At 70.5% G+C, this 22440-nt stretch carries 22 protein-coding genes; 11 read left to right on the forward strand and 11 right to left on the reverse strand.

Annotated elements, in window-relative coordinates; genetic code table 11:
- Nucleotides 1-10: 10 nt before the first annotated feature.
- Together ACFVXC_RS14225 and ACFVXC_RS14230 are read right to left on the reverse strand one after the other, a co-directional pair.
- Nucleotides 11-151 carry a hypothetical protein gene (locus ACFVXC_RS14225; protein WP_389905089.1) on the reverse strand — a complete coding sequence of 47 codons (141 nt, stop codon included), beginning with the start codon at nucleotides 149-151 and terminating at the stop codon, nucleotides 11-13.
- An 87-nt stretch (nucleotides 152-238) separates the two neighbouring features.
- Nucleotides 239-763 carry a carboxymuconolactone decarboxylase family protein gene (locus ACFVXC_RS14230; RefSeq protein ID WP_389905092.1) on the reverse strand — a complete coding sequence of 175 codons (525 nt, stop codon included), beginning with the start codon at nucleotides 761-763 and terminating at the stop codon, nucleotides 239-241.
- A 204-nt stretch (nucleotides 764-967) separates the two neighbouring features.
- On the opposite strand from ACFVXC_RS14230, the gene ACFVXC_RS14235 reads away from it, so the two are divergent.
- The gene (locus ACFVXC_RS14235; RefSeq protein WP_389905312.1) at nucleotides 968-1411 is read left to right on the forward strand and encodes a MarR family winged helix-turn-helix transcriptional regulator; all 444 of its coding nucleotides are present in this window, start codon (nucleotides 968-970) and stop codon (nucleotides 1409-1411) included.
- 178 nt (nucleotides 1412-1589) lie between these two features.
- Nucleotides 1590-2582, forward strand: a complete 993-nt coding sequence (locus ACFVXC_RS14240; protein WP_389905094.1) for an aldo/keto reductase — start codon at nucleotides 1590-1592, stop codon at nucleotides 2580-2582.
- A gap of 199 nt (nucleotides 2583-2781) precedes the next feature.
- On the opposite strand, the gene thpR is transcribed toward ACFVXC_RS14240, so the two are convergent.
- Nucleotides 2782-3351, reverse strand: a complete 570-nt coding sequence (thpR, locus tag ACFVXC_RS14245; RefSeq protein ID WP_389905097.1) for an RNA 2',3'-cyclic phosphodiesterase — start codon at nucleotides 3349-3351, stop codon at nucleotides 2782-2784.
- 82 nt (nucleotides 3352-3433) lie between these two features.
- Between thpR and ACFVXC_RS14250 the strand changes: the two genes are divergently transcribed.
- On the forward strand, nucleotides 3434-3940 hold the full coding sequence (locus ACFVXC_RS14250) for a GNAT family N-acetyltransferase (RefSeq protein WP_389905099.1): 507 nt from the start codon (nucleotides 3434-3436) through the stop codon (nucleotides 3938-3940).
- A gap of 14 nt (nucleotides 3941-3954) precedes the next feature.
- Here the strand turns inward: ACFVXC_RS14250 and ACFVXC_RS14255 are convergent, their stop codons facing one another.
- On the reverse strand, nucleotides 3955-5295 hold the full coding sequence (locus ACFVXC_RS14255) for an MFS transporter (RefSeq protein ID WP_389905101.1): 1341 nt from the start codon (nucleotides 5293-5295) through the stop codon (nucleotides 3955-3957).
- Nucleotides 5296-5362: 67 nt separating this feature from the next.
- Nucleotides 5363-5800, reverse strand: coding sequence for a MarR family winged helix-turn-helix transcriptional regulator (locus ACFVXC_RS14260; RefSeq protein ID WP_389905104.1), 438 nt, complete (start codon nucleotides 5798-5800; stop codon nucleotides 5363-5365).
- Nucleotides 5801-6052: 252 nt separating this feature from the next.
- Between ACFVXC_RS14260 and ACFVXC_RS14265 the strand changes: the two genes are divergently transcribed.
- The gene (locus tag ACFVXC_RS14265) at nucleotides 6053-6235 is read left to right on the forward strand and encodes a ribbon-helix-helix protein, CopG family (protein ID WP_367043109.1); all 183 of its coding nucleotides are present in this window, start codon (nucleotides 6053-6055) and stop codon (nucleotides 6233-6235) included.
- A gap of 41 nt (nucleotides 6236-6276) precedes the next feature.
- Here ACFVXC_RS14265 and ACFVXC_RS14270 read toward each other — a convergent pair whose 3' ends face one another.
- Complete coding sequence (locus ACFVXC_RS14270) at nucleotides 6277-7725, reverse strand: NCS2 family permease (RefSeq protein ID WP_389905106.1); 1449 nt, start codon at nucleotides 7723-7725, stop codon at nucleotides 6277-6279.
- Nucleotides 7726-7936: 211 nt separating this feature from the next.
- Between ACFVXC_RS14270 and ACFVXC_RS14275 the strand changes: the two genes are divergently transcribed.
- The gene (locus ACFVXC_RS14275) at nucleotides 7937-8206 is read left to right on the forward strand and encodes a DUF2530 domain-containing protein (protein WP_389905108.1); all 270 of its coding nucleotides are present in this window, start codon (nucleotides 7937-7939) and stop codon (nucleotides 8204-8206) included.
- Between the two features lie 226 nt (nucleotides 8207-8432).
- Nucleotides 8433-10835 carry an HAD-IC family P-type ATPase gene (locus ACFVXC_RS14280; protein ID WP_389905110.1) on the forward strand — a complete coding sequence of 801 codons (2403 nt, stop codon included), beginning with the start codon at nucleotides 8433-8435 and terminating at the stop codon, nucleotides 10833-10835.
- Nucleotides 10836-10849: 14 nt separating this feature from the next.
- Here the strand turns inward: ACFVXC_RS14280 and ACFVXC_RS14285 are convergent, their stop codons facing one another.
- From ACFVXC_RS14285 to ACFVXC_RS14295, 3 genes are all read right to left on the reverse strand, one after another.
- Entirely contained in the window at nucleotides 10850-11683 is an 834-nt protein-coding gene (locus tag ACFVXC_RS14285; protein WP_389905112.1) for a DUF5707 domain-containing protein, read from the reverse strand.
- A gap of 324 nt (nucleotides 11684-12007) precedes the next feature.
- Complete coding sequence (locus ACFVXC_RS14290; RefSeq protein WP_389905114.1) at nucleotides 12008-15160, reverse strand: sacsin N-terminal ATP-binding-like domain-containing protein; 3153 nt, start codon at nucleotides 15158-15160, stop codon at nucleotides 12008-12010.
- Nucleotides 15161-15677: 517 nt separating this feature from the next.
- Nucleotides 15678-16607 (reverse strand): DUF3027 domain-containing protein, encoded by a 930-nt coding sequence (locus ACFVXC_RS14295; RefSeq protein ID WP_389905115.1) that lies wholly within the window; start codon nucleotides 16605-16607, stop codon nucleotides 15678-15680.
- Between the two features lie 430 nt (nucleotides 16608-17037).
- Here ACFVXC_RS14295 and ACFVXC_RS14300 point away from each other — a divergent pair, with 430 nt between their 5' ends.
- The 4 genes from ACFVXC_RS14300 (at nucleotide 17038) to ACFVXC_RS14315 (ending at nucleotide 20755) form a co-directional block, all read left to right on the forward strand.
- Entirely contained in the window at nucleotides 17038-18423 is a 1386-nt protein-coding gene (locus ACFVXC_RS14300) for an MFS transporter (protein WP_389905118.1), read from the forward strand.
- Between the two features lie 193 nt (nucleotides 18424-18616).
- On the forward strand, nucleotides 18617-19126 hold the full coding sequence (locus tag ACFVXC_RS14305; RefSeq protein WP_389905120.1) for a DUF2771 domain-containing protein: 510 nt from the start codon (nucleotides 18617-18619) through the stop codon (nucleotides 19124-19126).
- On the forward strand, nucleotides 19096-19785 hold the full coding sequence (locus tag ACFVXC_RS14310; RefSeq protein WP_389905122.1) for a futalosine hydrolase: 690 nt from the start codon (nucleotides 19096-19098) through the stop codon (nucleotides 19783-19785). Before ACFVXC_RS14305 ends, ACFVXC_RS14310 begins: the two co-directional genes overlap by 31 nt.
- Before the next feature lie 139 nt (nucleotides 19786-19924).
- A complete protein-coding gene (locus ACFVXC_RS14315; RefSeq protein WP_389905314.1) occupies nucleotides 19925-20755 on the forward strand; it encodes a 1,4-dihydroxy-6-naphthoate synthase in 831 nt (276 codons plus the stop codon).
- Between the two features lie 61 nt (nucleotides 20756-20816).
- Here the strand turns inward: ACFVXC_RS14315 and ACFVXC_RS14320 are convergent, their stop codons facing one another.
- Entirely contained in the window at nucleotides 20817-21200 is a 384-nt protein-coding gene (locus ACFVXC_RS14320) for a cold-shock protein (RefSeq protein ID WP_389905124.1), read from the reverse strand.
- Between the two features lie 171 nt (nucleotides 21201-21371).
- Between ACFVXC_RS14320 and ACFVXC_RS14325 the strand changes: the two genes are divergently transcribed.
- Nucleotides 21372-21623: a hypothetical protein gene (locus ACFVXC_RS14325; RefSeq protein WP_389905126.1), complete on the forward strand. Its 252-nt coding sequence runs from the start codon at nucleotides 21372-21374 to the stop codon at nucleotides 21621-21623.
- Here the strand turns inward: ACFVXC_RS14325 and ACFVXC_RS14330 are convergent.
- Nucleotides 21616-22260 (reverse strand): HAD family hydrolase, encoded by a 645-nt coding sequence (locus tag ACFVXC_RS14330; protein WP_389905128.1) that lies wholly within the window; start codon nucleotides 22258-22260, stop codon nucleotides 21616-21618. The genes ACFVXC_RS14325 and ACFVXC_RS14330 overlap by 8 nt on opposite strands.
- Nucleotides 22261-22440 lie beyond the last annotated feature (180 nt).

Genomic DNA, 22440 nt, shown 5'->3' on the forward strand with positions numbered 1-22440 from the left:
CCCGCGCCCCCTACGACTTCGACTTCGACGGAGCGTCAATGGGAGCGCCGCTGGGGGCATCACTGGGCGGCACCGCCATCAACCACCCGTCCTTCGCACCGCCCCCGCCGAGCACCAGGACCTTGCGCCGTTTGAGATCGCTGTCTGCCATGTCCGCGACGCTAGGTCCCGTTCCGGTGCGTTCCCCCGGGGCTGGCTGTGAACCGCCTGTGCGTCGCCCTCACCCCGGGGACACGCCTTACTCGGCCCGGGTCAGCCGGTTCGCAAGCGTCGACATCGTGTACGTGCCGATTCCCATCACGACCTCAAGGGCGTTGCGCTCCGTGTGACCAGCCGCCAGGAACCCCTTCAGCCCGGCGTCCCCGACACCACCCGCGGTCGCGAGCACCTCCAGCGTGAACTGCCGTACCGCCTCCAGCCGTTCATCGCCGAGCGCCCGCCCCTCACGCAGCGCCGCGATCAGCTCGGTATCCGCGCCCAGCTTCCGCAGCTTGCCGGTGTGCATGATCACGCAGATGTGGCAGTCGTTGCGCACGGCGACGGTCATGATGACGACTTCCCGGGCCACAGGATCCAACGTCGTCCGCTCGAAGGACGCGCTCAACTCAAGGAATCCATTGAGCAGTTCGGGCGACTCGGCCAGCCGGGCCACGGCACTCGGCGTCTTCCCGGAAGCCGCGGCCGTACGCTCCATCGCCGCGCGAGAGCCCTCCGGCGCGGTCTCCACGGTGTGCTCGGCAAACAAGGCATTCAAGGCGGACATGACGTACCCCCTACGATGGACAACATGGTTGACGAAAATAAAGTAAACCAGGTTGTCGATACCCGCAAGGGCGACGAGGCGGACGTGCCGTCGGAGCGGGAGTCGAAGCCGGAGCCGGAGCCGGAGTCGAATCCGGAGTCGAATCCGGAGTCGGAGCCGGAGCCGGAGCCGGACTCAAAGAACGACGACCGCCACGGCTTCGAGCTGCCCCTGCTCCTCTTCGCCGGGTTCCGCACCCTGATCGACCGGCTCCACGCCGAACTCGCCCGCCAGGGACACCCCGACGCCCGCCCCGCCCACGGCTTCGCGATGCAGGCGATCGGCGTGCGGGGTGCGAGCGCGAGCGAGGTGGGCCGCCGCCTCGGCGTCACCAAGCAGGCCGCGGGCAAGACCGTCGACCGCCTCATCACCCTCGGCTACGCGGTACGCACCGACGACCCGGCCGACGCCCGCCGCAAACTGGTCCGCCTCACCCCGCACGGCATCGACGTACTGACCCGCTCGGCGGCGATCTTCGATGAGCTGCACGCACAGTGGGCGAAACAGCTCGGCGCCCGGCGCCTGCGCGCGATGGAGGACGACCTGCGCGCCGTCGTACCGCCGGACGCGTTCCGCCTGGACGCGGCGGGCTGGCTGGGCGGCTCGTGACCTTGTCGCCGTGCGTATCGTTGCACTGCGCGTCCGCACTCGACCGAGAGGCGGCCGGGGAGGAGCGCCACGATGCCCCTCGTAGAGACCGACAGGATCGCCGAGTTCCCCCGCGACTGATCACTCCTCGGCCCGCACCCTTGCATAGAGCGCACTTCAAGTCGTTGGCTGAGCAACCATGAAGTACACGCAGCTGGGACGCACAGGACTGAAGGTCAGCCGACTCGCGCTCGGGACCATGAACTTCGGGCCTCTGACCAACGAGCCCGACAGCCACACGATCATGGACGCCGCGCTCGACGCGGGCATCAACTACTTCGATACAGCCAATGTCTACGGGTGGGACGCGAACAAGGGCCGCACCGAGGAGATCCTCGGCACCTGGTTCACGCAGGGCGGCGAGCGGCGCGATAAGGTCGTGCTCGCCACCAAGATGTACGCGAACATGGCCACCGACGGGAAGCCTGCCTGGCCCAACCACGATCTGCTCTCGGCGGTCAACATCCGCCGGTCCGTGGAGGCATCGCTCAAGCGGCTGCAGACCGACTACATCGACATCTACCAGTTCCACCACATCGACCGCCGCACTCCCTTCGAGGAGATCTGGCAGGCGATCGACACCCTCATCACGCAGGGCAAGATCCTTTACGCGGGTTCGTCGAACTTCCCCGGATACAAGATCGCCCAGGCCAACGAGATCGCGAGGCGGCGTGGCAGCTACGGCCTCGTCAGCGAGCAGTGCCTCTACAACCTCGCCGAGCGCAGCGCCGAGATGGAGGTCATCCCGGCCGCCCAGGACTACGGCCTCGGTGTCATCCCGTGGTCGCCGCTGCACAGCGGTCTGCTCGGCGGCGTGCTGAAGAAGGAGGGCGAGGGCAAGCGGCGTGCCGCCGGACGTGCCGCCGCGGAGCTCGCGAAGCCCGAGGTGCGCGCGCGGGTGCAGGCGTACGAGGACCTGCTCGACAAGCACGGCCTCGCACCGGGCGAAGTGGCGCTCGCCTGGCTGCTCACCCGGCCCGGCATCACCGGGCCCATCGTCGGGCCGCGCACCTCGGAGCAGCTCACCAGCGCTCTGCGCGCGGTCGAGCTCGAACTCTCGGACGAGCTGCTCGGCGCGCTGGACGAGATCTTCCCGGGGCCCGGCCCTTCGCCGGAGTCCTTCGCCTGGTAGCAGGTGACGGGTGGCGGACAGCACCTAGCAGGTAGCAGGTAGCAGGTAGCAGGTAGCAGGTAGCAGCGGCTCTACGCGGCCGCGGTCATCGCCATCGCCTCACTGGCCGACCGCGGCCGCCACCGCCACGACGACGAACATCAGCACGAGCACACCGGCCATGATCCGGTTCCTGGTTTTCGGGTCCACGTAGTCGAGGTTAACCGGCTCCGCCCAGTGGCCATCGACCGACCACCTCATAGCGGGGCCGCTCCCCCGGCACGCCGCTCCCGGGCAGATTGCTCCGTACGAGGGTCAGCTCGGCCACGGTCCACTCCGTGCCCGCGAAGTCCGCGAGGCCGTCGGCGTACGCGCGCAAGGACGGTTCCCCGCCGCCGCGGGCCAGCGTGAGGTGCGGGCGGTAGCGGCGGTGCTCCTCCATGGTGATGCCGCACTCGCGGGCCGCGGCGTCCGCCCGCCCGGCGAGGAGGCACAGGGCGTCCACGTCGCCCTCGGCACCGGCCCAGAGCGCGCGGTCGCCGAAGCTTCCGCCGCCTCGGAGCGAGAGCGGGAAGGGGGCGGTGCGGTGCGCGGCCCGCTCCAGGCGGGCGGAGAGCTCCGGGACCGTCTCGTCCGGTACCTCCGACATGAACGCCAGCGTGAAGTGCCAGCTCTCGCGGCGCGTCCAGCGGAGAGCTTCGGCGCCCGGCAGGGGCTTCAACTTCTCTGCCGCCGCGGCCAGTTCGCCCGCCGCGGCGGATGGCGGCAGCAGCGCCGCGAAGAGTCTCATGGGGCGAGTCTCGCCTCCGGCGGGGCGTTTCCCCAACCTCACCCGGCACCGGTCGGGCTGGAACTCGGGTCATGATGACCGCATGGATCACATAAACATCCGCCCCGCAGGACCCGACGACATCCCCACCGTCCTCACCCTCTTCGACGAGGCGGTCGCCTGGCTCGTCTCCCAGGGGCGTACGGGGCAGTGGGGCGATCAGCCCTGGTCGACGAGGCCGAAGACCGTCGCCCTGGTCGAGAAGTATCTGACCACCGGCTCCGCCTGGATCGCGGAGATCGGCGGGGAGGCGGTCGGCACGGTGACGCTGACTGATGGACCGGGGGCGTACATCGCGCCGGTGGACGAGCCGGAGCAGTACATCCACCTGCTGACCGCACGGAACGGCACGGGCGCGGGCGCCGCCCTCCTCGCGCACGCCGCGGAAGAAACCCGGAGCCAGGGGATCTCCCTGCTCCGGGTCGACTGCTACGCGGGCGGTGACGGCAAGCTCGTCGCGTTCTACGAGCGCAACGGCTTCACCCGGACCGAGGCGTTCGTCGAGAAGGACGGCACCTGGCCGGGCCAGGTCCTGGCCCGGCGCGTCTAGCCACGAAGAACGGCCTACGCCGCCGTCGCCAGCTGCTCCCGCGGCACGAACTGCACGTGCTGCTGCCCGCGCCGCAGATCCAGCTTCAGCCGCAGATTCGCGGCGCGGGCCAGCATCAGGCCGACCCCGACCGCGGCCACGGCGCATATGAGGCCGCCGGCGGCCATGCTGACGCGCACCCCGTACGCGTCGGCGAGCCAGCCGAAGAGCGGGCCGCCCAGAGGCGTGCCGCCGGTGAAGACCATCATGAAGAGGGACATGACGCGGCCCCGCATCTCGGGGTCCGTGGCCATCTGGACCGAGGAGTTGGCGGTGACGTTCACCGTCAGGCCGAGGATGCCGATCGGGACGATCAACGCCACGAACATCCACAGCTCGGGCGCGAACGCGGCCACGATCTGCAGCACTCCGAAGGCGATCGCGGCCCCGGCGAGCAGCCTCAGGCGCGAGGTGCCGCGGCGGGCCGCGAGCAGCGCCCCTGCCAACGAGCCGATCGCCATCAGGGTGTTGAAGAGCCCGTACATCCCCACGCCGCCGTGGAAGATGTCGTCCGCGAAGGCGCTCAGCCAGATCGGGAAGTTGAACCCGAAGGTGCCGATGAAGCCGACGAGGACGATCGGCCAGATCAGCTCGGGGTGCTTGGAGACGTAGTTCAGGCCTTCCTTCAGCTGCCCCTTGCCGCGCGGCTTGCGCGGGGTGGCGTGCAGCTCCCCGGTGCGCATCAGGAGCAGGCCGGTGAGCGGCGCGAGGAAGGACAGGCCGTTGGCGAGGAACGCCCAGCCGGGTCCGACGGCGGCGGTGAGACCACTCGCCACGGCGGGGCCGATGAGGCGGGCTGACTGGAAGTTCGCCGAGTTCAGCGAGACGGCGTTGCGGACCTGGTCGGGTCCCACCATCTCGGACACGAAGGACTGCCGGGTCGGGTTGTCGACGACCGTGACGAGGCCCGTGAAGAAGGCCGCGAGGTAGACGTGCCAGACCTGGACGTTGCCGCTCAGGGTGAGCGTGGCGAGAAACAGGCCGCTGATGCTCATCGCGCCCTGCGTACAGAAAAGCAGCTTCCGTTTGGCGAAACGGTCGGCGATGACACCGCCGTACAGGCCGAACAGGAGCATCGGCAGGAACTGCATCGCGGTGGTGATGCCGACCGCGGCCGAGGATCCGGTGAGGCTCAGGACCAGCCAGTCCTGGGTGATGCGCGCCATCCATGTGCCGGTGTTGGAGACAACGGCGCCGGAGGCGAAGAGCCGGTAGTTGCGGATCTTCAGTGAGCTGAACATCGACGACTTGGCGGCGGGGGACTTGTCGAGGGCGGTTGGTGCGGGGGCGGAGTCTGCTCCGGATCCCGTACTCAAAGGCGGTTCGCCTCCTTGGCGTGGTGCGGTCGTACGGCGCACGGCAGGTGGCCGCCGTGTGCGCTTCTTACAGATGTGCGAGCTTCTCCAGTACGGGAGCCGCGGCGCTCAGACGCGCCCACTCGTCGTCGTCGAGCTGCTCGGCCAGGTCGGCCAGCCAGGCGTTCCGCTTGCGGCGGCTCTCTTCGAGCATGGCCTCGGCCGTCTCCGTCTGGGTCACCACCTTCTGGCGGCGGTCCTCGGGATGCGGCTCGAGCCGGACGAGACCCTTGGCTTCGAGCAACGCGACGATGCGGGTCATCGACGGCGGCTGCACGTGTTCCTTGCGGGCCAGCTCACCGGGGGTGGCGTGGCCGCAGCGGGCGAGGGTGCCGAGCACCGACATTTCGGTGGGGCTCAGCGACTCGTCGACCCGCTGGTGCTTGAGTCGACGGGACAGGCGCATCACGGCGGAGCGCAGAGAGTTCACGGCGGCGGCGTCGTCACCATGGGAGAGGTCCGGCATGTTCGTTAGAGTAACTCATTACTCTAGCTAAAGACCACTCGGTTAACACGACGGATCCGATTGGTTCCGCTTAGCGGTCCCGCAGGGCATCCCGCAGGGCACTCGTACGGTCCCGTCGACGGCCCCGAGTGGCTCGAATGGCCCCACTGGCTTCCCGCACCGGAGGCCGCGGAACCCTTTCGTCACCCATATGAGTGAGGCGGCTTCGGAAAGTGAGACACGGCCCGCGCGGCGGCAGCGACCCTGTCACGCATGGGATCGACAGTGCTCAGCCTGCGAATAGACGGTGAGCTGCTCGACCGGCTCAAGCAGCACGCCGCGAAGAGAGGAATGAGCGTCCAGGACTATGTGGTCGGGACGCTCATCCGTGGAGACTTCGACGAACGCTTCCGAAGCGCCGTCGAGGAGACCGAGAAGTTCTACGGGGCGGCCTGATGGCCGCCCCGTAGGCACTCTGACGCAAGGCCGGCCGCCCTTTACGTGAGGCCGAGCGCCGGCATCAGGTAGTAGAAGGCGAAGACGGCCGACACGACGTACATCGCGGCGGGTACCTCACGGCCGCGGCCCGACGCGAGGCGCAGCACGGTGAAGCTGATGAAGCCGATGCCGATGCCGTTCGTGATCGAGTACGTGAACGGCATCATCAGCATCGTCAGGAACGCCGGGATCGCGATGGTGAAGTCGCTCCAGTCGATCTTGCCGATCGAGCCGGACAGGATCAGGAAGCCGACCGCGAGCAGCGCGGGCGTGGCCGCCTGGGACGGCACCATCGTGGCGATGGGCGTGAGGAACAGCGCCACCGCGAAGAGGGCGCCGGTGACGATGTTGGCGAAGCCCGTACGCGCGCCTTCGCCGACGCCCGCCGTGGACTCCACGAAGCAGGTGGTGGCCGACGCGGACGAGGCGCCACCCGCGGCGACCGCGATGCCGTCGACGAACAGGACCTTGTTCATGCCCGGCATGTTGCCGTTGGCGTCGGTCAGCTTGGCCTCGTCGCCGATGCCCATGATCGTGCCCATGGCGTCGAAGAAGCAGGACAGCAGCACGGTGAAGACGAAGAGGATGCCGGTGAGCAGACCGACCTTCTCGAAGCCGCCGAACAGGCTGATCTGACCGACGAGTCCGAAGTCCGGCGAGCTGACCGGGTTGCCCGGCCACTCGGGCGTCGTCAGGCCCCAGGAGGGGATCGTCGCGACCGCGTTGACGATCATCGCCACGATCGTCATGACGACGATGCTGATGAGGATCGCGCCGGGCACCTTGCGCACGAGCAGGCAGAGCGTGAGCAGCACGCCGAGCACGAAGATCAGGACGGGCCAGCCGTTGAGGTGTCCGTCGGCGCCCAGCTGCAGCGGGACCGTGGTGTGCGCGGCGTCCGGCATGCGCGAGACGAAGCCGGAGTCGACGAGGCCGATCAGCATGATGAAGAGGCCGATACCGATCGCGATGCCCTTGCGCAGGCCGAGCGGCACGGCGCTCATCACGCGTTCCCGCAGACCGGTCGCCACGAGCAGCATCACGACGAGGCCCGCGAGGACGACCATGCCCATCGCGTCGGGCCACGACATGCGCGGCGCGAGCTGGAGGGCGACCACGGTGTTCACGCCGAGGCCCGCGGCGAGCGCGATCGGCACATTGCCGATGACGCCCATCAGGAGCGTGGTGAAGGCGGCGGTGAGCACGGTCGCGGTGACCAGCTGCTTGTTGTCGAGCTGGTGCCCGTACATGTCCTTCGCGCTGCCCAGGATGATCGGGTTGAGCACGATGATGTAGGCCATGGCGAAGAAGGTGGCGAAGCCGCCGCGGACCTCCCGGACGAGGGTCGAGCCCCGTTCGGTGATCTTGAAGAAGCCGTCGATGCCACCCTGCGGGGGCTTCGGCGGCTCTTTGCTGGCGTCGACCGGGGTGGTGGCCGAGGAAGGCATGCGGGACCTCGCGGGCTCAGAGAAGAGGAAGATCGTTAAGCGGCGGATTCTGATTGCTTTGTTTGTTCTTACGAAAACAACCAGCCATTAACGAGTCGTTTCAGTATGAATACATGAGAGGAAAATCGCTATCTCCGCGCGTAGACCCTTGCGGCATCAGGGCCAACCGGCCCCCTCGGGATCCCGGCCCGACGACTCGTAAGCTATGCGCATGGAGAAGTGGACACCCAAGCACGACGCGCCGGAGCCCCTGGAGGGCCCCGTCGTCGCCACCATCACGGGCGGCACGATCCTCTGGTTCGTCCTCTTTCTCGTGCAGCTCCCGTTCTACGGCTGGTTCGACGACCGCGACGCCACCTGGTGGGTGTGGACCTGCCTGGCCGGCGCGGGCCTCGGCCTGATCGGCATCTGGTACGTGCGGGGCCGCGACGCGGCGATCAAGCGGGACACGGAGCGCAAGGCGGCGCCGGCCACGGAGTGATCCGTTCCGCCGAGGTCGGCGGCGCCACCCGTACGGCACGTGCCGCACGACCACGTGCCGCACGACCACGTACCGCACGACCACGTACCGCACGACCACGTGCCCTACAACCACGTGCCCTACAACCACGTGCCGTACAACCACGGGAGTGTCCTTGTCCTACCGTGGTCGGATCTTTGGGGCGCTCAAGGGGTGAACCCCCCATCCCGCCCGTACCGTCGTTGGCATGACGCATATCGACGCGGGCGCCGAGCTCGACCCGGTCCACCCGGTGGAGCTGCCCACCGGACGCGCGACGGGTCTGACCGCCGCGGAGGTCGCCGAGCGAGTCGCACGCGGCGAGGTCAACGACGTACCCGTCCGCAGTTCCCGGTCCACCACCGAGATCGTCCGGGCGAACGTCTTCACCCGTTTCAACGCGATCATCGGCGTGCTCTGGGTGATCATGCTCTTCGTCGCGCCGATCCAGGACAGCCTCTTCGGCTTCGTGATCATCGCCAACACGGGCATCGGCATCATCCAGGAGCTGCGCGCCAAGAAGACCCTGGACGGACTCGCGGTCATCGGCGAGTCCAAGCCGACCGTGCGGCGCGACGGCCAAGGCGCCGAGATCTCCACCTCCGAGATCGTCCTCGGCGACCTGGTGGAGCTGGGGCCCGGCGACAAGATCCCCGTGGACGGCGAGGCGGTCGAGACCGACAGCCTGGAAGTCGACGAGTCGCTCCTGACCGGTGAGGCGGACCCGGTCGTCAAGAAGCCCGGCGACAGGATGATGTCGGGCTCGTTCGTGGTCGCGGGCGGCGGCGCGTTCACCGCCACGAAGGTGGGCCGCGAGGCGTACGCGGCGCAGCTGGCCGAGGAGGCGAGCCGCTTCACGCTCGTCCACTCCGAGCTGCGCAACGGCATCTCCACGATCCTCAAGTACGTGACGTGGCTGATGGTCCCGACCTCCATCGGCCTCATCATCAGTCAGCTCGTCGTCAAGGACGACAACTTCAAGGAGTCCATCGCCTACACCGTGGGCGGGATCGTGCCCATGATCCCGGAGGGGCTCGTCCTCCTCACCTCGGTCGCCTTCGCCATAGGAGTCATCCGGCTCGGCCGCCAGCAGTGCCTGGTGCAGGAACTCCCCGCGATCGAGGGCCTGGCCCGCGTCGACACGGTCTGCCTGGACAAGACCGGCACCCTCACCGAGGGCGGCATGGACGTCACCGAGCTGCGCCCCCTGGGCGGCGCGGACGAGGCGTACGTACGCAAGGTCCTCGGCGCCCTCGGCGAGTCCGACCCGCGGCCGAACGCGTCGCTCCAGGCGATCATCGACGCCTACCCCGACAGCGAGGAGTGGCGCTGCACCCAATCGCTGCCCTTCTCCTCCGCCCGCAAGTACAGCGGCGCCGCCTTCAGCGAAGGCGACGGCGACACCTCGGCGTGGCTGCTCGGCGCCCCCGACGTCCTGCTTCCCGACGGCGACCCGTCGCTCGCCGAGATCGAGGACCTCAACCAGCAGGGCCTGCGCGTGCTGCTGCTGGCCCGCGCGGCCGGTGAACTCGACGACGCCGACGTGGCCGAGGGAGCCGAGGCCACCGCCCTGGTCGTCCTGGAGCAGCGCCTTCGCCCGGACGCCGCCGACACCCTGCGCTACTTCGAGGAGCAGGATGTAAGGGCCAAGGTCATCTCCGGCGACAACGCGGTCTCGGTGGGCGCGGTCGCCGGAAAGCTGGGCCTGCCGGGCGCGGAGAACACCGTGGACGCCCGCCGCCTGCCCACGGAGCACGACGAGATGGCCAAGGCCCTGGACGCCAACTCCGTCTTCGGCCGTGTCACCCCGCAGCAGAAGCGCGACATGGTGGGCGCCCTCCAGTCACACGGCCACACGGTCGCGATGACCGGCGACGGCGTGAACGACGTGCTGGCCCTGAAGGACGCCGACATCGGCGTCTCGATGGGCTCCGGCTCGGAGGCGACGCGGGCGGTGGCCCAGATCGTGCTCCTGAACAACAGCTTCGCGACACTGCCCTCGGTGGTCGCGGAGGGCCGCCGGGTCATCGGCAACATCACGCGGGTCGCGACGCTGTTCCTGGTGAAGACCGTCTACTCCGTCGTCATCGCGCTGCTCGTGGTCTGCTCGCAGGTGGAGTACCTGTTCCTGCCACGCCACTTGACGCTGCTCTCGACCCTGACGATCGGTGTCCCGGCCTTCTTCCTCGCCCTCGCCCCCAACAAGGAGCGGGCCAAGCCGCACTTCGTACGAAGGGTCATGCGGTACGCGATCCCGGGCGGTGTCGTCGCGGGCGTCGCCACCTTCTGTACGTACCTGTTGGCGCGCCACCACTACACGGGCGAGGGAGCGCGGGAAGCCGAGACCAGCGCGGCCACCCTTGCGCTGTTCCTGATCGCCATGTGGGTGCTCGCGATCATCGCCCGCCCCTACACGTGGTGGCGCCTTGGCCTGATCGGCGCGATGGGTCTCGGCTTCCTGCTGGTGCTCACCGTTCCGTGGCTCCAGGACTTCTTCCAGCTGAAGCTGGTGGGCGCGACGATGCCATGGGCGGCGGTCGCGATCGCGGCGGTGGCCTCACTGGTGATCGAGGTCATCTACCGCTGGGTGGACCGCCGCTTTCCGGCGTAGGTGCCGCGCGGGTACTAGTTGACGTCGACGAAGTCGCTGGTCGAGGTGACGGCCGGGGTGGTGGACGTACCGGCGAAGACGTAGCGGAAGTAGCCGTCCGCGGAGGCCTTCACGGTCGTCTTCAGGTTGCCCTTGGAGTCGGACGTGATGGTCTTGAGGGTGGAGTAGGAAGCCGCACCCTTCTTCTTGTACTGGAGCTTCACGGGCTGCTTGGTGTAGCCCGCGTACTTGCTGGTCTCCCAGTTGGCGCGGGTCAGGGCGCCGGTGACCGTGAGGGTCTTGCCCTTCTTGACGGGCTCCGGGGAGGCGTTGGTGGTGAGGCGGGCGCTGCGCTGCATGCTCGCGTAGCCGGCCGTGTCCTTGATGATGTAGTCGCCGTCGTTGCCGACCGCGAACGCCGAGACCTTCCACTTGCCGGCCATGACGTTGCTGTAGAGGTCGACCTTCGGGTCGACCGTGACGGTGACCGTGCAGGTGGAGGTGGTCGCGTTGACGACCTTGCACGTGGCACTGTCTTCATCGGCGAAAAGCAGGCCGTCGATGTCGCTGTCGATGTCCGAGCCGTGCCACAGGTAGGCGTCACCGTCGTAGATGCCCTCGGCGTCGGTGGCCGTGACGGCGACGGTGAACTTCTTCTTCTCGGTGGTGCCGACCACGACGTTCTTGCCACCGTTGACGGTGACCTTCGTGATCTTGGTGTCGCCTACGGCCTCGTCGGCGGGGGCGTTGGCTTTGAAGGGCGCGAACTTCGGGACGCTCGGGCCGTCGGCGGCCTGGGCGGCCGGGACGACGAGTGCGGACAGGGCCAGGGTGCCGGTCAGTGCGGCCACGGTGGCACGGATGCGCATGTGTTTCCCCAGGTGGGAAGGGGGCTCCGCGGGGTGTTGGGGGTCGTCACGCGGGGCCCGGTGATCTAGGAGTCTGTTGACTCGGAAGATCAGACCCGCGACCGGGGCTTCTGGTTGTACGGGAAGTGAAGATTTTGTGACCGGGTTCTGGATGAGGCGGTTCCGCTGACTGCGGGCGGACCCCAAAGGGGCGCGAGGAACTGCGCGCTCAACCACTACGCGCCCGCAGGCGACACGACCCGGGCAGCCCCGAACCTCAGGGGCGCGGGGAACTGCGCGGCCGACCCCCACGCACCCGCACCCGCACCCGCACCCGCACCCGCCTCAGTCGAACCAGCGGTCCCGCTCAAGCTCATCCGTCCGCGAAGGATCCTCAAGCAGCGCCGCGACCTCGAAGCGGCGCGGCCACTGGCCCGCCGCCCAGGCGAGACCGGCGCCGACGCCCTCAAGCGTGGCGGCGTGGACGGTGCCGTCCGGCGTCCGCCGCCAGTCGAGCTCGACGTCCCCGGCGAACAGTTCCTCGTACTCGACGTACGTCTGCGGGGTGGCCGGACCGAGCAGGGCCCGCACCGCATCCGGCACCGGATGCTCGGCGCCGTCGCCCGAGGGCTCCTGAGCCGCCGTCTCGCTCAGCCTGCGCACCTGGAACAGCTCGGCCAGGTCCCCCGCCCTGCGGGGCTCCACCGGCAGCAGCGCCACGCCCCCGGCGAGCGGCAGCAGGTCCGGCGCGTCGGCGACGACCGCGTCCGCCACGTCGACCACCACGACCTCACCGTCCACGACGGCCCGCACCTCGTCCGGCATCGTCACCTGCTCCGGGTCCAGGTCGGCCAGGGCGCCGTACAGCGCGTGCAGCTGGGCCGCCGAAACGGTCCGCTCCGGGTCCGCGAGCCGGTCGAGCAGCTCGGCCGCGCCGCCGGGCTCCGCCAGGAGCGCGGCGACCGACGTACGGACGCCCAGGGCGCGAAGCACCTGCTCGTCGTCGAAACCGGAGGCGTCGACGGCGTCGTAGAGGCCTTCGAGCAGCGGGTCGCCGCCCGAGGCCCGCAGACCGGCGGGACGGCGGCCGCCGAGCACGGGATTCCCGCGCAGCCACCAAGCCGTGTACGAACGGACGGTCTGAGTCGTGCCGTCCGGGAGCAGGATCCGCAGCGGCTGCGTGAGGGCGTCCCGCAGCGGCGGGCGCGAGAGCATCGCGAGGGCCTGCGGCCAGCACTCCTCGTCGACCAGATCCAGATCCCGTACGGCGATGATCTCGGTGGCGACCGGCGGAACGGGAGTCTCCGGCAGCCGGTCGAGCACGTCCTCCGCCCACACGTCGACCGCGTCGAGCAGACCGGCGTCATCGGGCTCGGCGAAGTCGCCCTCGCGGGGGTCCAGTTCGTCGGGGTCGAGCACGACGTCCGTGGCGCGGACAAGGGCGAACGTGGCGAGCACGCCGCACGCGGCGAGGGGCTGCTCGCCCCAGCGGTCGGCGAGCTCGGCGTCCACCGTGGCGAGTTCGTCCTCGCGCATGACCTGCGCGAAGGGGCTGCCAGGCAGGACGAGTTCTCCGGCGGGCGCGAGGTCGCCGTCCTCGTCGTCGGGGAGTGCGAGCGCGCCGAGCCAGGGCTCGTCGCCGGGCGCGAGGTTCGCGTCGCGGACGAGCGAGAGCACGATGTCCGCGAGCTCCTCGGCGTCGAGCGCGTCCTCGTCCCACGTGTCGTCGTCGAGGGACGCGGCCACGGCGGCACGGACCTGCGGGGTCGTCAGGACGGCGCGCGGCGTGGCGGGCAGGGCGCCGAGCTTCTCCAGGAGGGGATGTACGGCGTCGGGGTGCGCGACCTTCAGGCCGAGGCGGACGAGCGCGGCCGGGTCGCTGTCGTCGCCGATGACGGGCAGGAGGACCTGCCGGGGCCCGATGGTGGTACGCCCGTCGGCGAGGGGGACGGGAAGTCCCGTCAGGCGGTCGGGGTCGACACCGGCGAGGGTGTCGTACAACCGTCGCCACCAGTCCGGCTCCCGCTCCAGACCGGCGAGGCGGTCGATCGCCTCGGTCAGCGGGACGCGGGCGACGCCGAGGGTGCGCAGCTCGGCGCGGCGTTCGAGCCCGGCGGGCAGCAGGCTGGGCAGCACGTCGGCGAGGACGCGTACGGTCTCGGCGCCCGCGCCTTCGACGACCTCCGCGTCACGCGGCCGCAGCGCGACGGGAACCTGCCACTCGGGCACGTCCGGGTCGTCGTCCTGCGGTGCGGGCTCGACGGCGGGCGGCAGGAAGGCGGTGCGGGGCAGCCGGTCGAGGACGGCCTGGCGCAGGGCGCCGTCGAGCTCGCTCTTGCCGAGCGGTCCGGGGACGAGGCTGATGATGCCTTCCCCGACGGGCCGCCAGTCGGCGAGCAGTTCGGCGTACGCGTCGGCCGCGCGCTGCACCAGGAAGTCGGTGAGGGGCCCGGGCGCCGCGTGCCGCCGGGTGGTGTCGAGCGGGAACGAGGCGATGAGCAGGGCGGGCACGCCGAGGGGCTCGTCGCTCGGCGTCGGCGCGTGCAGGACGGGGGCGCTGCGGGGCGGCTGCGGGGCGCCCTCGCGGTCGGTGGGGACGGCCCAGGTGACGGACCAGTGGGGCCGCAGCCGCTCTTCGACGGGCCGGTCGGCGAGGAGTTCCGGCTCCAGGGGGCCCTGGTGGCTGACGAGGCGCCACCGGGTGTCGCCGTCACGGCTGTCGAAGACATCCACGTAGCCGGGCTCGGCGGTGCGGCGCAGGGTGCGGGGGGCGTGGCCGCCGACCTGGACGACGACTTCCTCAAGGCCCGGGAGGGCGAGAAGAAGAGCGTCGTCGATCCCCTCCAGGAGCCGTACGACGAGGTCCTCGGCGGCGGCGTCGCGCAGGGGCAGGATGACGACGGTGTCGTACCCGTCGGGGGCGGTCCCTTCGGCGGCGAAGGGCAGCCGCAGCAGAGGAACGTGCCCGTCGCGCCTGCGGACCTCGTCCCCGAGGCCGGGGCTGAACCGGGCGGTCTCGGCAGCGAGCTCGCGGGCTTCGGTCAGCGACCACCGGACTCCGCCCGTCCGTCCGACGACGGCGGGCTCGTCGGAGACGGCGAGCACGGCGGCGAAGCCGACACCGAAGCGGCCGACGGCGCCGTTGTTCCGCTCCTCGTTCTGCTCCTCCCGCTTGGCGGAGGCGCGGAGCGTGGAGAGGGATTCGACGCCGGTGGCATCGAGGGGGGCGCCGTTGTTGGCGGCGGCGAGCACGCCGTCCCGGAGGGTGAGGGCGAGGCGGCCCGGGGTGCCGGTCCTCGCTGCCGCGTCGGCGGCGTTCTGGGCGAGCTCGACGATCAGGCGGTCCCGGTAGCCGCCGAGGGCGAGGTCCTCCTCGGCGTTGGCGTCCTCACGGAACCGGGCCGGGCTGGCGGCCCAGGCGTCGAGGACTCCCCGGCGGAGCCGTGCCGTGCCGAACGGGTCAGTACCCTCGGCCGCCGGCCGCACGGTCTTGCTCACGGTGTCGTCTCCCTCGCTCGGTTCGCGGGCCGAACCGTACCGCGTCCTGGGGTTTCCCCGGTGGGCGGTCCGTTCCCGAGTGGCCGGGTGTGGCCTACGGGGGCGCCGCGCCGGGCTTGCGCGGGTCGTCCACGGGCCTGCGGGCTCTCCTCGGGGGCGGGTGTACGTCACCTGCGGGCCGGTCGGGGTTGCCTCTTCCGCGCTCCGCGCGGGGTTCTCCCACCCACCCGCCCGATTGCCCCGCATCGGGCGGTGCGCGCGCCTGCGGGCCGGTGGGCACCTTTCCCGCGCTCCGCGCGGGGTGCCTCCCGCCCAGCCCACCCGATTACCCCGGGTCAACGGGTGGGCGGGCGGGAAAAACTCGCGCGAAGCGCGTAAAGGCAACCCACACCAAGGCTCAGCGAAAGAACCCAGCCCAGCCCCCAAGCCCCGCGCAGAGCGCGGAAACCCGATCAGCCCCACCCGGGGCAGCCGGGGCACCCGGGGCACCCCCACCCCCGCCACCCCCAGCGGGAGCTCAGGAGTGGCCGAGATCCTCCCCCGCACCCACCAACGTCACCGACCCGGAGTCGGCAGCGGGCCGCAGCGGCAGGACGTCCACCCGCGTCTCGTCGAGGACCGGCGCGGCCGGCCGCGTCGGTGTCGGCATCACGGCCGCCTCCGAGTGGCCCCCGCAGCCGTACGCGAGGGACACGACATGCCCGTCCGCAGGACCGAACTCATTCGCACACACCCCGAACGCCTGCCCGAGCGATCCGCCGATCGGGGCAAGGAAGCCACAGCTGACGCAGGACGCGGGCGCGGCCTGCGCCATCGCCGTCTTCGCGCCGTGCGACTCCTCCCAGCGATCGGCCGCAGCATGCAGCCCGTACCGGGAAAGGACGCGCGCCCGGCGCATGCCGAGTTCGTCGGCGAGCGCGGCGATCGAGCCACGCGCGGGCGCCGAAGGCAGCTCGGCGGGCGGGCCCTCGGTGATCTCGGCGTCCTCCGCCTCGACCAGCTCCGCCATCTCCTCCGAGAACACGGAGTTCGGCGGCGGCTCCTCCTCGCCGGAGTATCCGGGTTCGAGGCGCAGGTCCTCGGCATCGGTCGGCAGCAGGTCCCCGGGGCCCATGTCGCCGGGGCGCAGCCGCTCGCTCCAGGGCACCCACTCGGGTGCGAGGAGCGCGTCGGGCCCAGGAAGCAGCACCGTCTCGTCGAGCGTGACGATCTTGCCGCGCGAGGCGCGGGCCACGGTCACGGCCCAGCGCCAGCCCCGGTAGCCGAAGTCCTTGCACTCGAACAGGTGCGTGACGACGCGGTCGCCCTCGACCACGACCTCCACATGCTCACCGACCACACCGGGTGCGGCGGTCTCCTCGGCCGCTTCCCTGGCCAGTCCCACCGCCTCGGCGCACAGGCGGTCGGGAGTACGCGGGGTACGGCTTCGCGTTGTCGCTGCGCTCACAGGTATCGCTTCTCCATTACGCCGTCTCACGAGTGCGCCACCCATACGCGGGGGTGCGGACGGAGCGGACCGGAGGGCCGCGTCGACGTCCGCGCCCGAACGTCCTCGGGCGCACCTACGTCATCCATTCTGCGGGATGACCGAGAGGCGCGCGGCCAAGAACAACCGCCGCAGGCGCGCTACGCACGCTACCTTCTCCTGGCCCCTGGGCCTACACCGGCGTGCCCGCACCCTGCATCGGGGCCCGGCTCGTTGCCGCTTCGTTGCCGCTTCGCGGCGGTTTTCCCGACCACCCACCCGATTGCCCCGCAACCGCCCCGCAGCGGATTTCCGACCGCCCGCCCGATTGCCCCACAGCGTATGCGCACTAGTTCACGCCATTAAGGGGCACTATGACGAGGTGGCTGCCGCGCGGTTGTCGTCCCAGGGAGTGAGCGGACGTCGCCCGGTCCTGAACCGGGCCGCCCGCTGGGTCGGCCGTGCCCTGCACCTGCCTTTCACCGGCACGGCCCGCGGTATCCGCAAGGCCACGCACGCCCACGGCGCGGGCGAGTCGGGGCTCGGCAAGCTCATCGAACTGCACGCCGTGAACGGCGCCGGCGACGTCATGATCACCATCGCGCTCGCCTCGACCGTCTTCTTCTCCGTGCCGACCGACGAGGCCCGCGGCCGTGTCGCCCTCTATCTCGCCATCACCATGGCGCCCTTCACTCTCCTCGCCCCCGTCATCGGCCCCCTCCTGGACCGCCTCCCGCACGGCCGCCGCTACGCGATGGCAGCCGCGATGCTGGCCCGCGCCCTGCTCGCCCTGCTCCTTTCCGAGGCGGTGATCACCGGGAGCCTGGAGCTCTATCCCGCCGCGCTCGGCGTCCTGGTCGCCTCCAAGGCGTACGGGGTCGTACGAAGTGCCGTGGTGCCCCGGCTGCTGCCCAGAGGCTTCTCCCTGGTCAAGGCCAATTCCAGAGTCACGCTCGGCGGGCTGCTCGCCACCGGGATCGCGGCGCCGGTCGGCGCGGGGCTCCAGGCACTCGGCCCGCGCTGGCCGCTGTACGGCGCCTTCGTCATCTTCATCGTCGGAATGCTCCTGTCCCTCTCCCTGCCGTCCACGGTCGACTCGGCGAAGGGCGAGCACAAGGCGCTGCTCGCGTCCGACGAGGAGCACCTGCATCTGCACGCCCGCGCCGAGGCCGCGACGGACACGTCCAAGAAGCGGCGCCTCGGCCTGCGTACGGTCGGGCCCGCCGTCACGCACGCCCTCACCGCGAACGCGTCACTGCGCTGCCTCTCCGGCTTCCTCATCTTCTTCCTCGCCTTCCTGCTGCGCGAGGAACCGCTCGGCGGCCAGAGCGCCGCGGTGTCCCTGGGGATAGTGGGAGTCGCGGCCGGAGCGGGCAACGCGCTGGGCACCGCCGTCGGCGCGGGCCTGAGGTCGCGGGCGCCGGAGGTCATCATCGTGACCGTCGTCGGTGTGGCCCTCGGCGTGGCGATCACCGCTGCGGTGTTCTTCGGGGCGGTGGGCGTCGCCTGTCTGGGCGCGGTGGCGGGTTTCGCGCAGGCCATGTCGAAGCTGTCCCTGGACGCGCTGATCCAGCGGGACGTACCGGAAGAGGTGCGGACCTCCGCCTTCGCCCGTTCGGAGACCATCCTTCAGGTGGCGTGGGTGGTGGGCGGCGGAATCGGCATGGCCCTGCCGCTGAACGGGGCACTGGGGCTCTCGGTGGCCGCGGCGATCGTCGGAATCGGCTGGCTGTCGACCGCGCGGGGCCTGCTCTCGGCGGCCCGGCACGGCGGGAAGCGCAGGCCGCGAGTGGCGTGAGATCGACAACGTGAGTGGCGTGTACCGGACAGCACGAGTGGCGTGAGCCGGACACCACGTGTGGCGTGAGCCGGACAGCACGAGTGGCGTGAGCCCGACAGCACGAGTGGCGTGAGCCCGACAATTCAACAGGTGCGGCACGCCGCGACCCCCACGTGGCGAGACGGCACGGGGTGCCCGATAGCCTTCGCCCATGACCTCCCTGCTCCGCGGCGGAGCCGCACACGTTCACAGCTCGGCGCGCCGCCGCCGTTCCGTGGCCGCCATTGGCGCTGTCTCCGCCGGACTCCTCGTCCTGTCGGCCTGCGACAAGCCGACGCCCCTCGCCACCGTCACGGTCGGCAGCGACTCGGTGAACACCGAGGCCTCCTGCTACAACGACGGCAAGGAGCTCGACCCGTCCCAGCTGCAGGGCTGCCTCAAGGACACGGACGTCAAGTCCATCAAGGTCGACCCCGACGAGAAGGTCCGCTTCGGCGTCGACCCCGAGGTCGCCGAGAAGGGCTGGACGCTCCTGATGAACGGTCAGCCGCTCACCGAGGCCAGCAAGAAGACGTACGTCGTCATCCCCGGCAGCGTCTTCTTCAACCAGCAGTACGGCGGCGGCGCCAAGGCGACCACCGTCAGCCTGCTCGAAGGCGGCAAGGGCTCGACCGCCAAGGCGACGGGCCTGTGGTCGTTCAAGCTGGAGAAGGACGCCTGACCGAGTTCCCGGTGTCCCCCCTCCGGATTCTGGTGGCCACCGCCGTCCCCGCCGAACGGGACGCGGTGGCGAGCCGCCTGCCCCCGTACGCCGACGCCGTCGCTGTCGGCGTCGGCCCCGCCGCCGCCGCGGCGCACACGGCGGCGGCCCTCGCACGCACCCCGTACGACCTCGTGATCTCCGCCGGAATCGGCGGCGGCTTCCAGCCCGACGCGGCCATCGGCTCCCTCGTGCTCGCCGAAGAGATCACCACGGCGGATCTGGGCGCCGAGACGCCCGACGGATTCCTGCCCGTAACCGAACTCGGGTTCGGCGCCGTCACCCACCAGCCGCCCGTTTCCCTCGTACGGGGCCTGGCCGCTGCCTGCGGCGCTCGCACCGGCACCGTCCTGACCGTCTCCACCGTGACCGGCTCCGCCGAGCGCGCCGCCGAGCTGCGGCGCCGCCATCCGCGGGCACTCGCCGAGGCGATGGAGGGATTCGGCGTCGCCGAGGCCGCCGCCGCGTACGCACTGCCCGCCCTGGAGATTCGCGCGATCTCCAACGCCGTCGGGCCGCGGGACCGCGGAGCCTGGCGGATCGGCGAGGCGCTCGGCGCGCTGGGAGGCGCGTTCGGGAAATTCGCGCCCGTACTGGAGAGTTGGAATCGGCATGACTGAATCACCCACGCAGCACGCGAACCCGGACGCGACCCTGAAGCCGGGCTCGGACCTGAAGCCGGACGCGACCCTGAAGCCGGGCTCGGCCCCGTACGCGGGCTCGGATCCGAACGCGGGCTCGGACCCGAACGCGCTACAGATCGCATACTCGCCCTGCCCCAACGACACCTTCGTCTTCGACGCCTGGGCCCACGGCCGGGTGCCGGGCGCGCCCGGGCTGGACGTGACGTTCGCCGACATCGACATCACCAACGGCATGGCCGAGCGCGGCGAGTTCGACATCCTGAAGGTGTCGTACGCCGTTCTGCCCTACGTCCTCGACGAGTACGCCCTGCTGCCGTGCGGCGGGGCGCTCGGGCGCGGCTGCGGTCCGCTGGTGCTCACCCGGGAGGCCGGGGTCGATCTGACCGGCAAGACCGTCGCGGTGCCGAGCGAGAAGTCGACGGCGTACCTGCTGTTCCGGCTCTGGGCCGCGGACACCCTGGCCGGTGACGGCGTGGGCGAGATCGTGGTGCTGCCCTTCGACCAGATCATGCCCGCGGTGCGGGACGGCAAGGTCGACGCGGGGCTCGTCATCCACGAGGCGCGCTTCACCTATCAGAACTACGGGCTCAACTGCCTCGCCGACATGGGCGAGCACTGGGAGCAGACCACGGGCCTGCCCATCCCTCTCGGCGCGATCATCGCCAAGCGGTCACTCGGCGAGGAGCGCCTGCGGCAGCTCGTGGACACCGTCCGTACGTCGGTGCGGATGGCCTGGGACGACCCCGAGGCCTCGCGTCCCTACGTACAGGAGCACGCGCAGGAGATGGATCCGGCGGTCGCCGACCAGCACATCGGTCTGTACGTGAACGAGTTCACGGCCGACCTGGGCGAGAACGGCTACGCGGCGATCCGCGGGCTCCTCACGCGAGCGGCGGCGGAGGGGCTCGTACCGCCCCTCGCGCCCGACGCACTCTCCTTCGGCTGATGGCTCGGCCGATGATTCGGCTGATGATTCGGCCGGTATCCACAGGCCCCGCGGCCTGTATCTACACGTCCAGCTGGTCGGCGACAGCGCGCAGCAGGCCCGCGATCTTCGCACCCGACGCCTTGTCGGGGTAGCGCCCCTTCTCCAGCATCGGCGTGATGTTCTCCAGAACGGTCGTCAAGTCCTGGACGATGGACGCGAGTTCGTCGGGCTTGCGCCGCTGGGCGGCGGCCACGGACGGCGTCGGGTCGAGGATCGCCACCGACAGGGCCTGGTCACCGCGCTGGCCAGCCACTACGCCGAACTCGACGCGCTGACCGGGCTTGAGTGTCTCGACACCTGAGGGGAGTACGGAGGAGTGCACGAAGACGTCGCCGCCGTCATCGCGGGAGAGAAAGCCGAAGCCCTTCTCACTGTTGAACCACTTGACCTTGCCGGTAGGCACGTGAAGTCCTCGTCCTCGTACTTGTCGTCGTACGCGTCTATGCCGCGGAAAACGGCTCTGGATAGCACTACAGCGGGTCGCCCGACCCGCCGGAACCAAGAATATTGGTCCAGGGGCCGGTGACAAGACGTCCCCGGATTCTTCCTTCGGGCTGGGAACTACCCTGGTCGGGTGCGTGACAAAACCCAAGCGAATTCCGCCGGACCGGGCGATGGCCTGGTCCGTACCGGAGCGATCGTCTTCTTCGTCGGAGCCGTGGCCACTCTGGTCACGGTGGCCCCACTGTTCCTCGGCACCGACCCCTTCCCATCCATCGCGTACGCGGTGTGCATGCTGATGGGCGTCGGGTTCGTCGTCGCCGCGGCAGGAGTGCTGCGCGGTATCGCCGTTCAGCGCCGACAGGCGAAATCGGCGGCTACCTAGCGGCGGTCGGCTCGCCGGTGCCCGCGACGTACGCGTCGAGCCAGGCCGGGAACTCCGTCAGATCGCCGAGCACGACGTCCGCGCCCGCCGCGCGCAGTTCCGCTGCGTCGCACGGACCGGTCGCCACCGCGACGGAGAGCGCGGACGCCGTACGCGCGCCGCGTACATCACCGGTGTGGTCACCGACGTACACCGCCGCGTCGTGCTCGCGCAGGGCGTCCGCCTTCGCCTCGGCCCACAGCCAGCCGATCACCGCGTCCGCCTCGATGCCCAGGTGCGCCAGGTGGAGCTTCGCGTTCGGCTCGTGCTTGGCGGTCACCACGATCGCCCGGCCACCGTGGGAGCGCACGGCATCGACCGCCTCGCGGGCGCCGGGCATGGCCAGCGTCGGGGCGATGGCGTATGTGGGATAGATCTCACGGTAGCGGTCGGCCGTCTCCTCGATCCGCTCCTCGGGGAACCAGTGGCGCAGCTCCTGTTCCAGGGGCGGGCCGAGCCGGGAGATGGCGAGATCGGCGTCTATGTACGTTCCTGTCTCGGCGGTCAGGGCCAGGAAGGCTTCCTTGATGCCGGGCCGGGAGTCGATCAGGGTCATGTCGAGGTCGAAGCCGACCGTCAGAGCGCGTGAGGTGGTCATAGGGCCATTGTGCCGAGGCCCGACGCCGGGGGCCGAGGCCCGACGCCCGGGGCCGGGGCCCGACGCCCGGGGCCGGGGCCGGGGGCCAGGGCCTCCCCCGTAGACTTAGCCGAGCCTTACCGCGCCTTCTCATGCTTCTCACTGCGCCTGCTCAGCCCTACCGAACCGAAACGAGCTCAG

The sequence above is a fragment of the Streptomyces sp. NPDC058257 genome (assembly GCF_042881845.1).
GTDB lineage: Bacteria > Actinomycetota > Actinomycetes > Streptomycetales > Streptomycetaceae > Streptomyces.

What these genes read in the sequence shown, in the direction of transcription:
- ACFVXC_RS14285 (WP_389905112.1), bottom strand. Translation starts at nt 11,683, where the DNA reads ATGCGCATCCGTGCCACCGTGGCCGCACTGACCGGCACCCTGGCCCTG.
- ACFVXC_RS14280 (WP_389905110.1), top strand. Translation starts at nt 8,433, where the DNA reads ATGACGCATATCGACGCGGGCGCCGAGCTCGACCCGGTCCACCCGGTG.
- ACFVXC_RS14240 (WP_389905094.1), top strand. Translation starts at nt 1,590, where the DNA reads ATGAAGTACACGCAGCTGGGACGCACAGGACTGAAGGTCAGCCGACTC.
- ACFVXC_RS14230 (WP_389905092.1), bottom strand. Translation starts at nt 763, where the DNA reads ATGTCCGCCTTGAATGCCTTGTTTGCCGAGCACACCGTGGAGACCGCG.
- ACFVXC_RS14265 (WP_367043109.1), top strand. Translation starts at nt 6,053, where the DNA reads ATGGGATCGACAGTGCTCAGCCTGCGAATAGACGGTGAGCTGCTCGAC.
- thpR (WP_389905097.1), bottom strand. Translation starts at nt 3,351, where the DNA reads ATGAGACTCTTCGCGGCGCTGCTGCCGCCATCCGCCGCGGCGGGCGAA.
- ACFVXC_RS14225 (WP_389905089.1), bottom strand. Translation starts at nt 151, where the DNA reads ATGGCAGACAGCGATCTCAAACGGCGCAAGGTCCTGGTGCTCGGCGGG.
- ACFVXC_RS14260 (WP_389905104.1), bottom strand. Translation starts at nt 5,800, where the DNA reads ATGCCGGACCTCTCCCATGGTGACGACGCCGCCGCCGTGAACTCTCTG.
- ACFVXC_RS14330 (WP_389905128.1), bottom strand. Translation starts at nt 22,260, where the DNA reads ATGACCACCTCACGCGCTCTGACGGTCGGCTTCGACCTCGACATGACC.
- ACFVXC_RS14250 (WP_389905099.1), top strand. Translation starts at nt 3,434, where the DNA reads ATGGATCACATAAACATCCGCCCCGCAGGACCCGACGACATCCCCACC.
- ACFVXC_RS14305 (WP_389905120.1), top strand. Translation starts at nt 18,617, where the DNA reads ATGACCTCCCTGCTCCGCGGCGGAGCCGCACACGTTCACAGCTCGGCG.
- ACFVXC_RS14275 (WP_389905108.1), top strand. Translation starts at nt 7,937, where the DNA reads ATGGAGAAGTGGACACCCAAGCACGACGCGCCGGAGCCCCTGGAGGGC.
- ACFVXC_RS14270 (WP_389905106.1), bottom strand. Translation starts at nt 7,725, where the DNA reads ATGCCTTCCTCGGCCACCACCCCGGTCGACGCCAGCAAAGAGCCGCCG.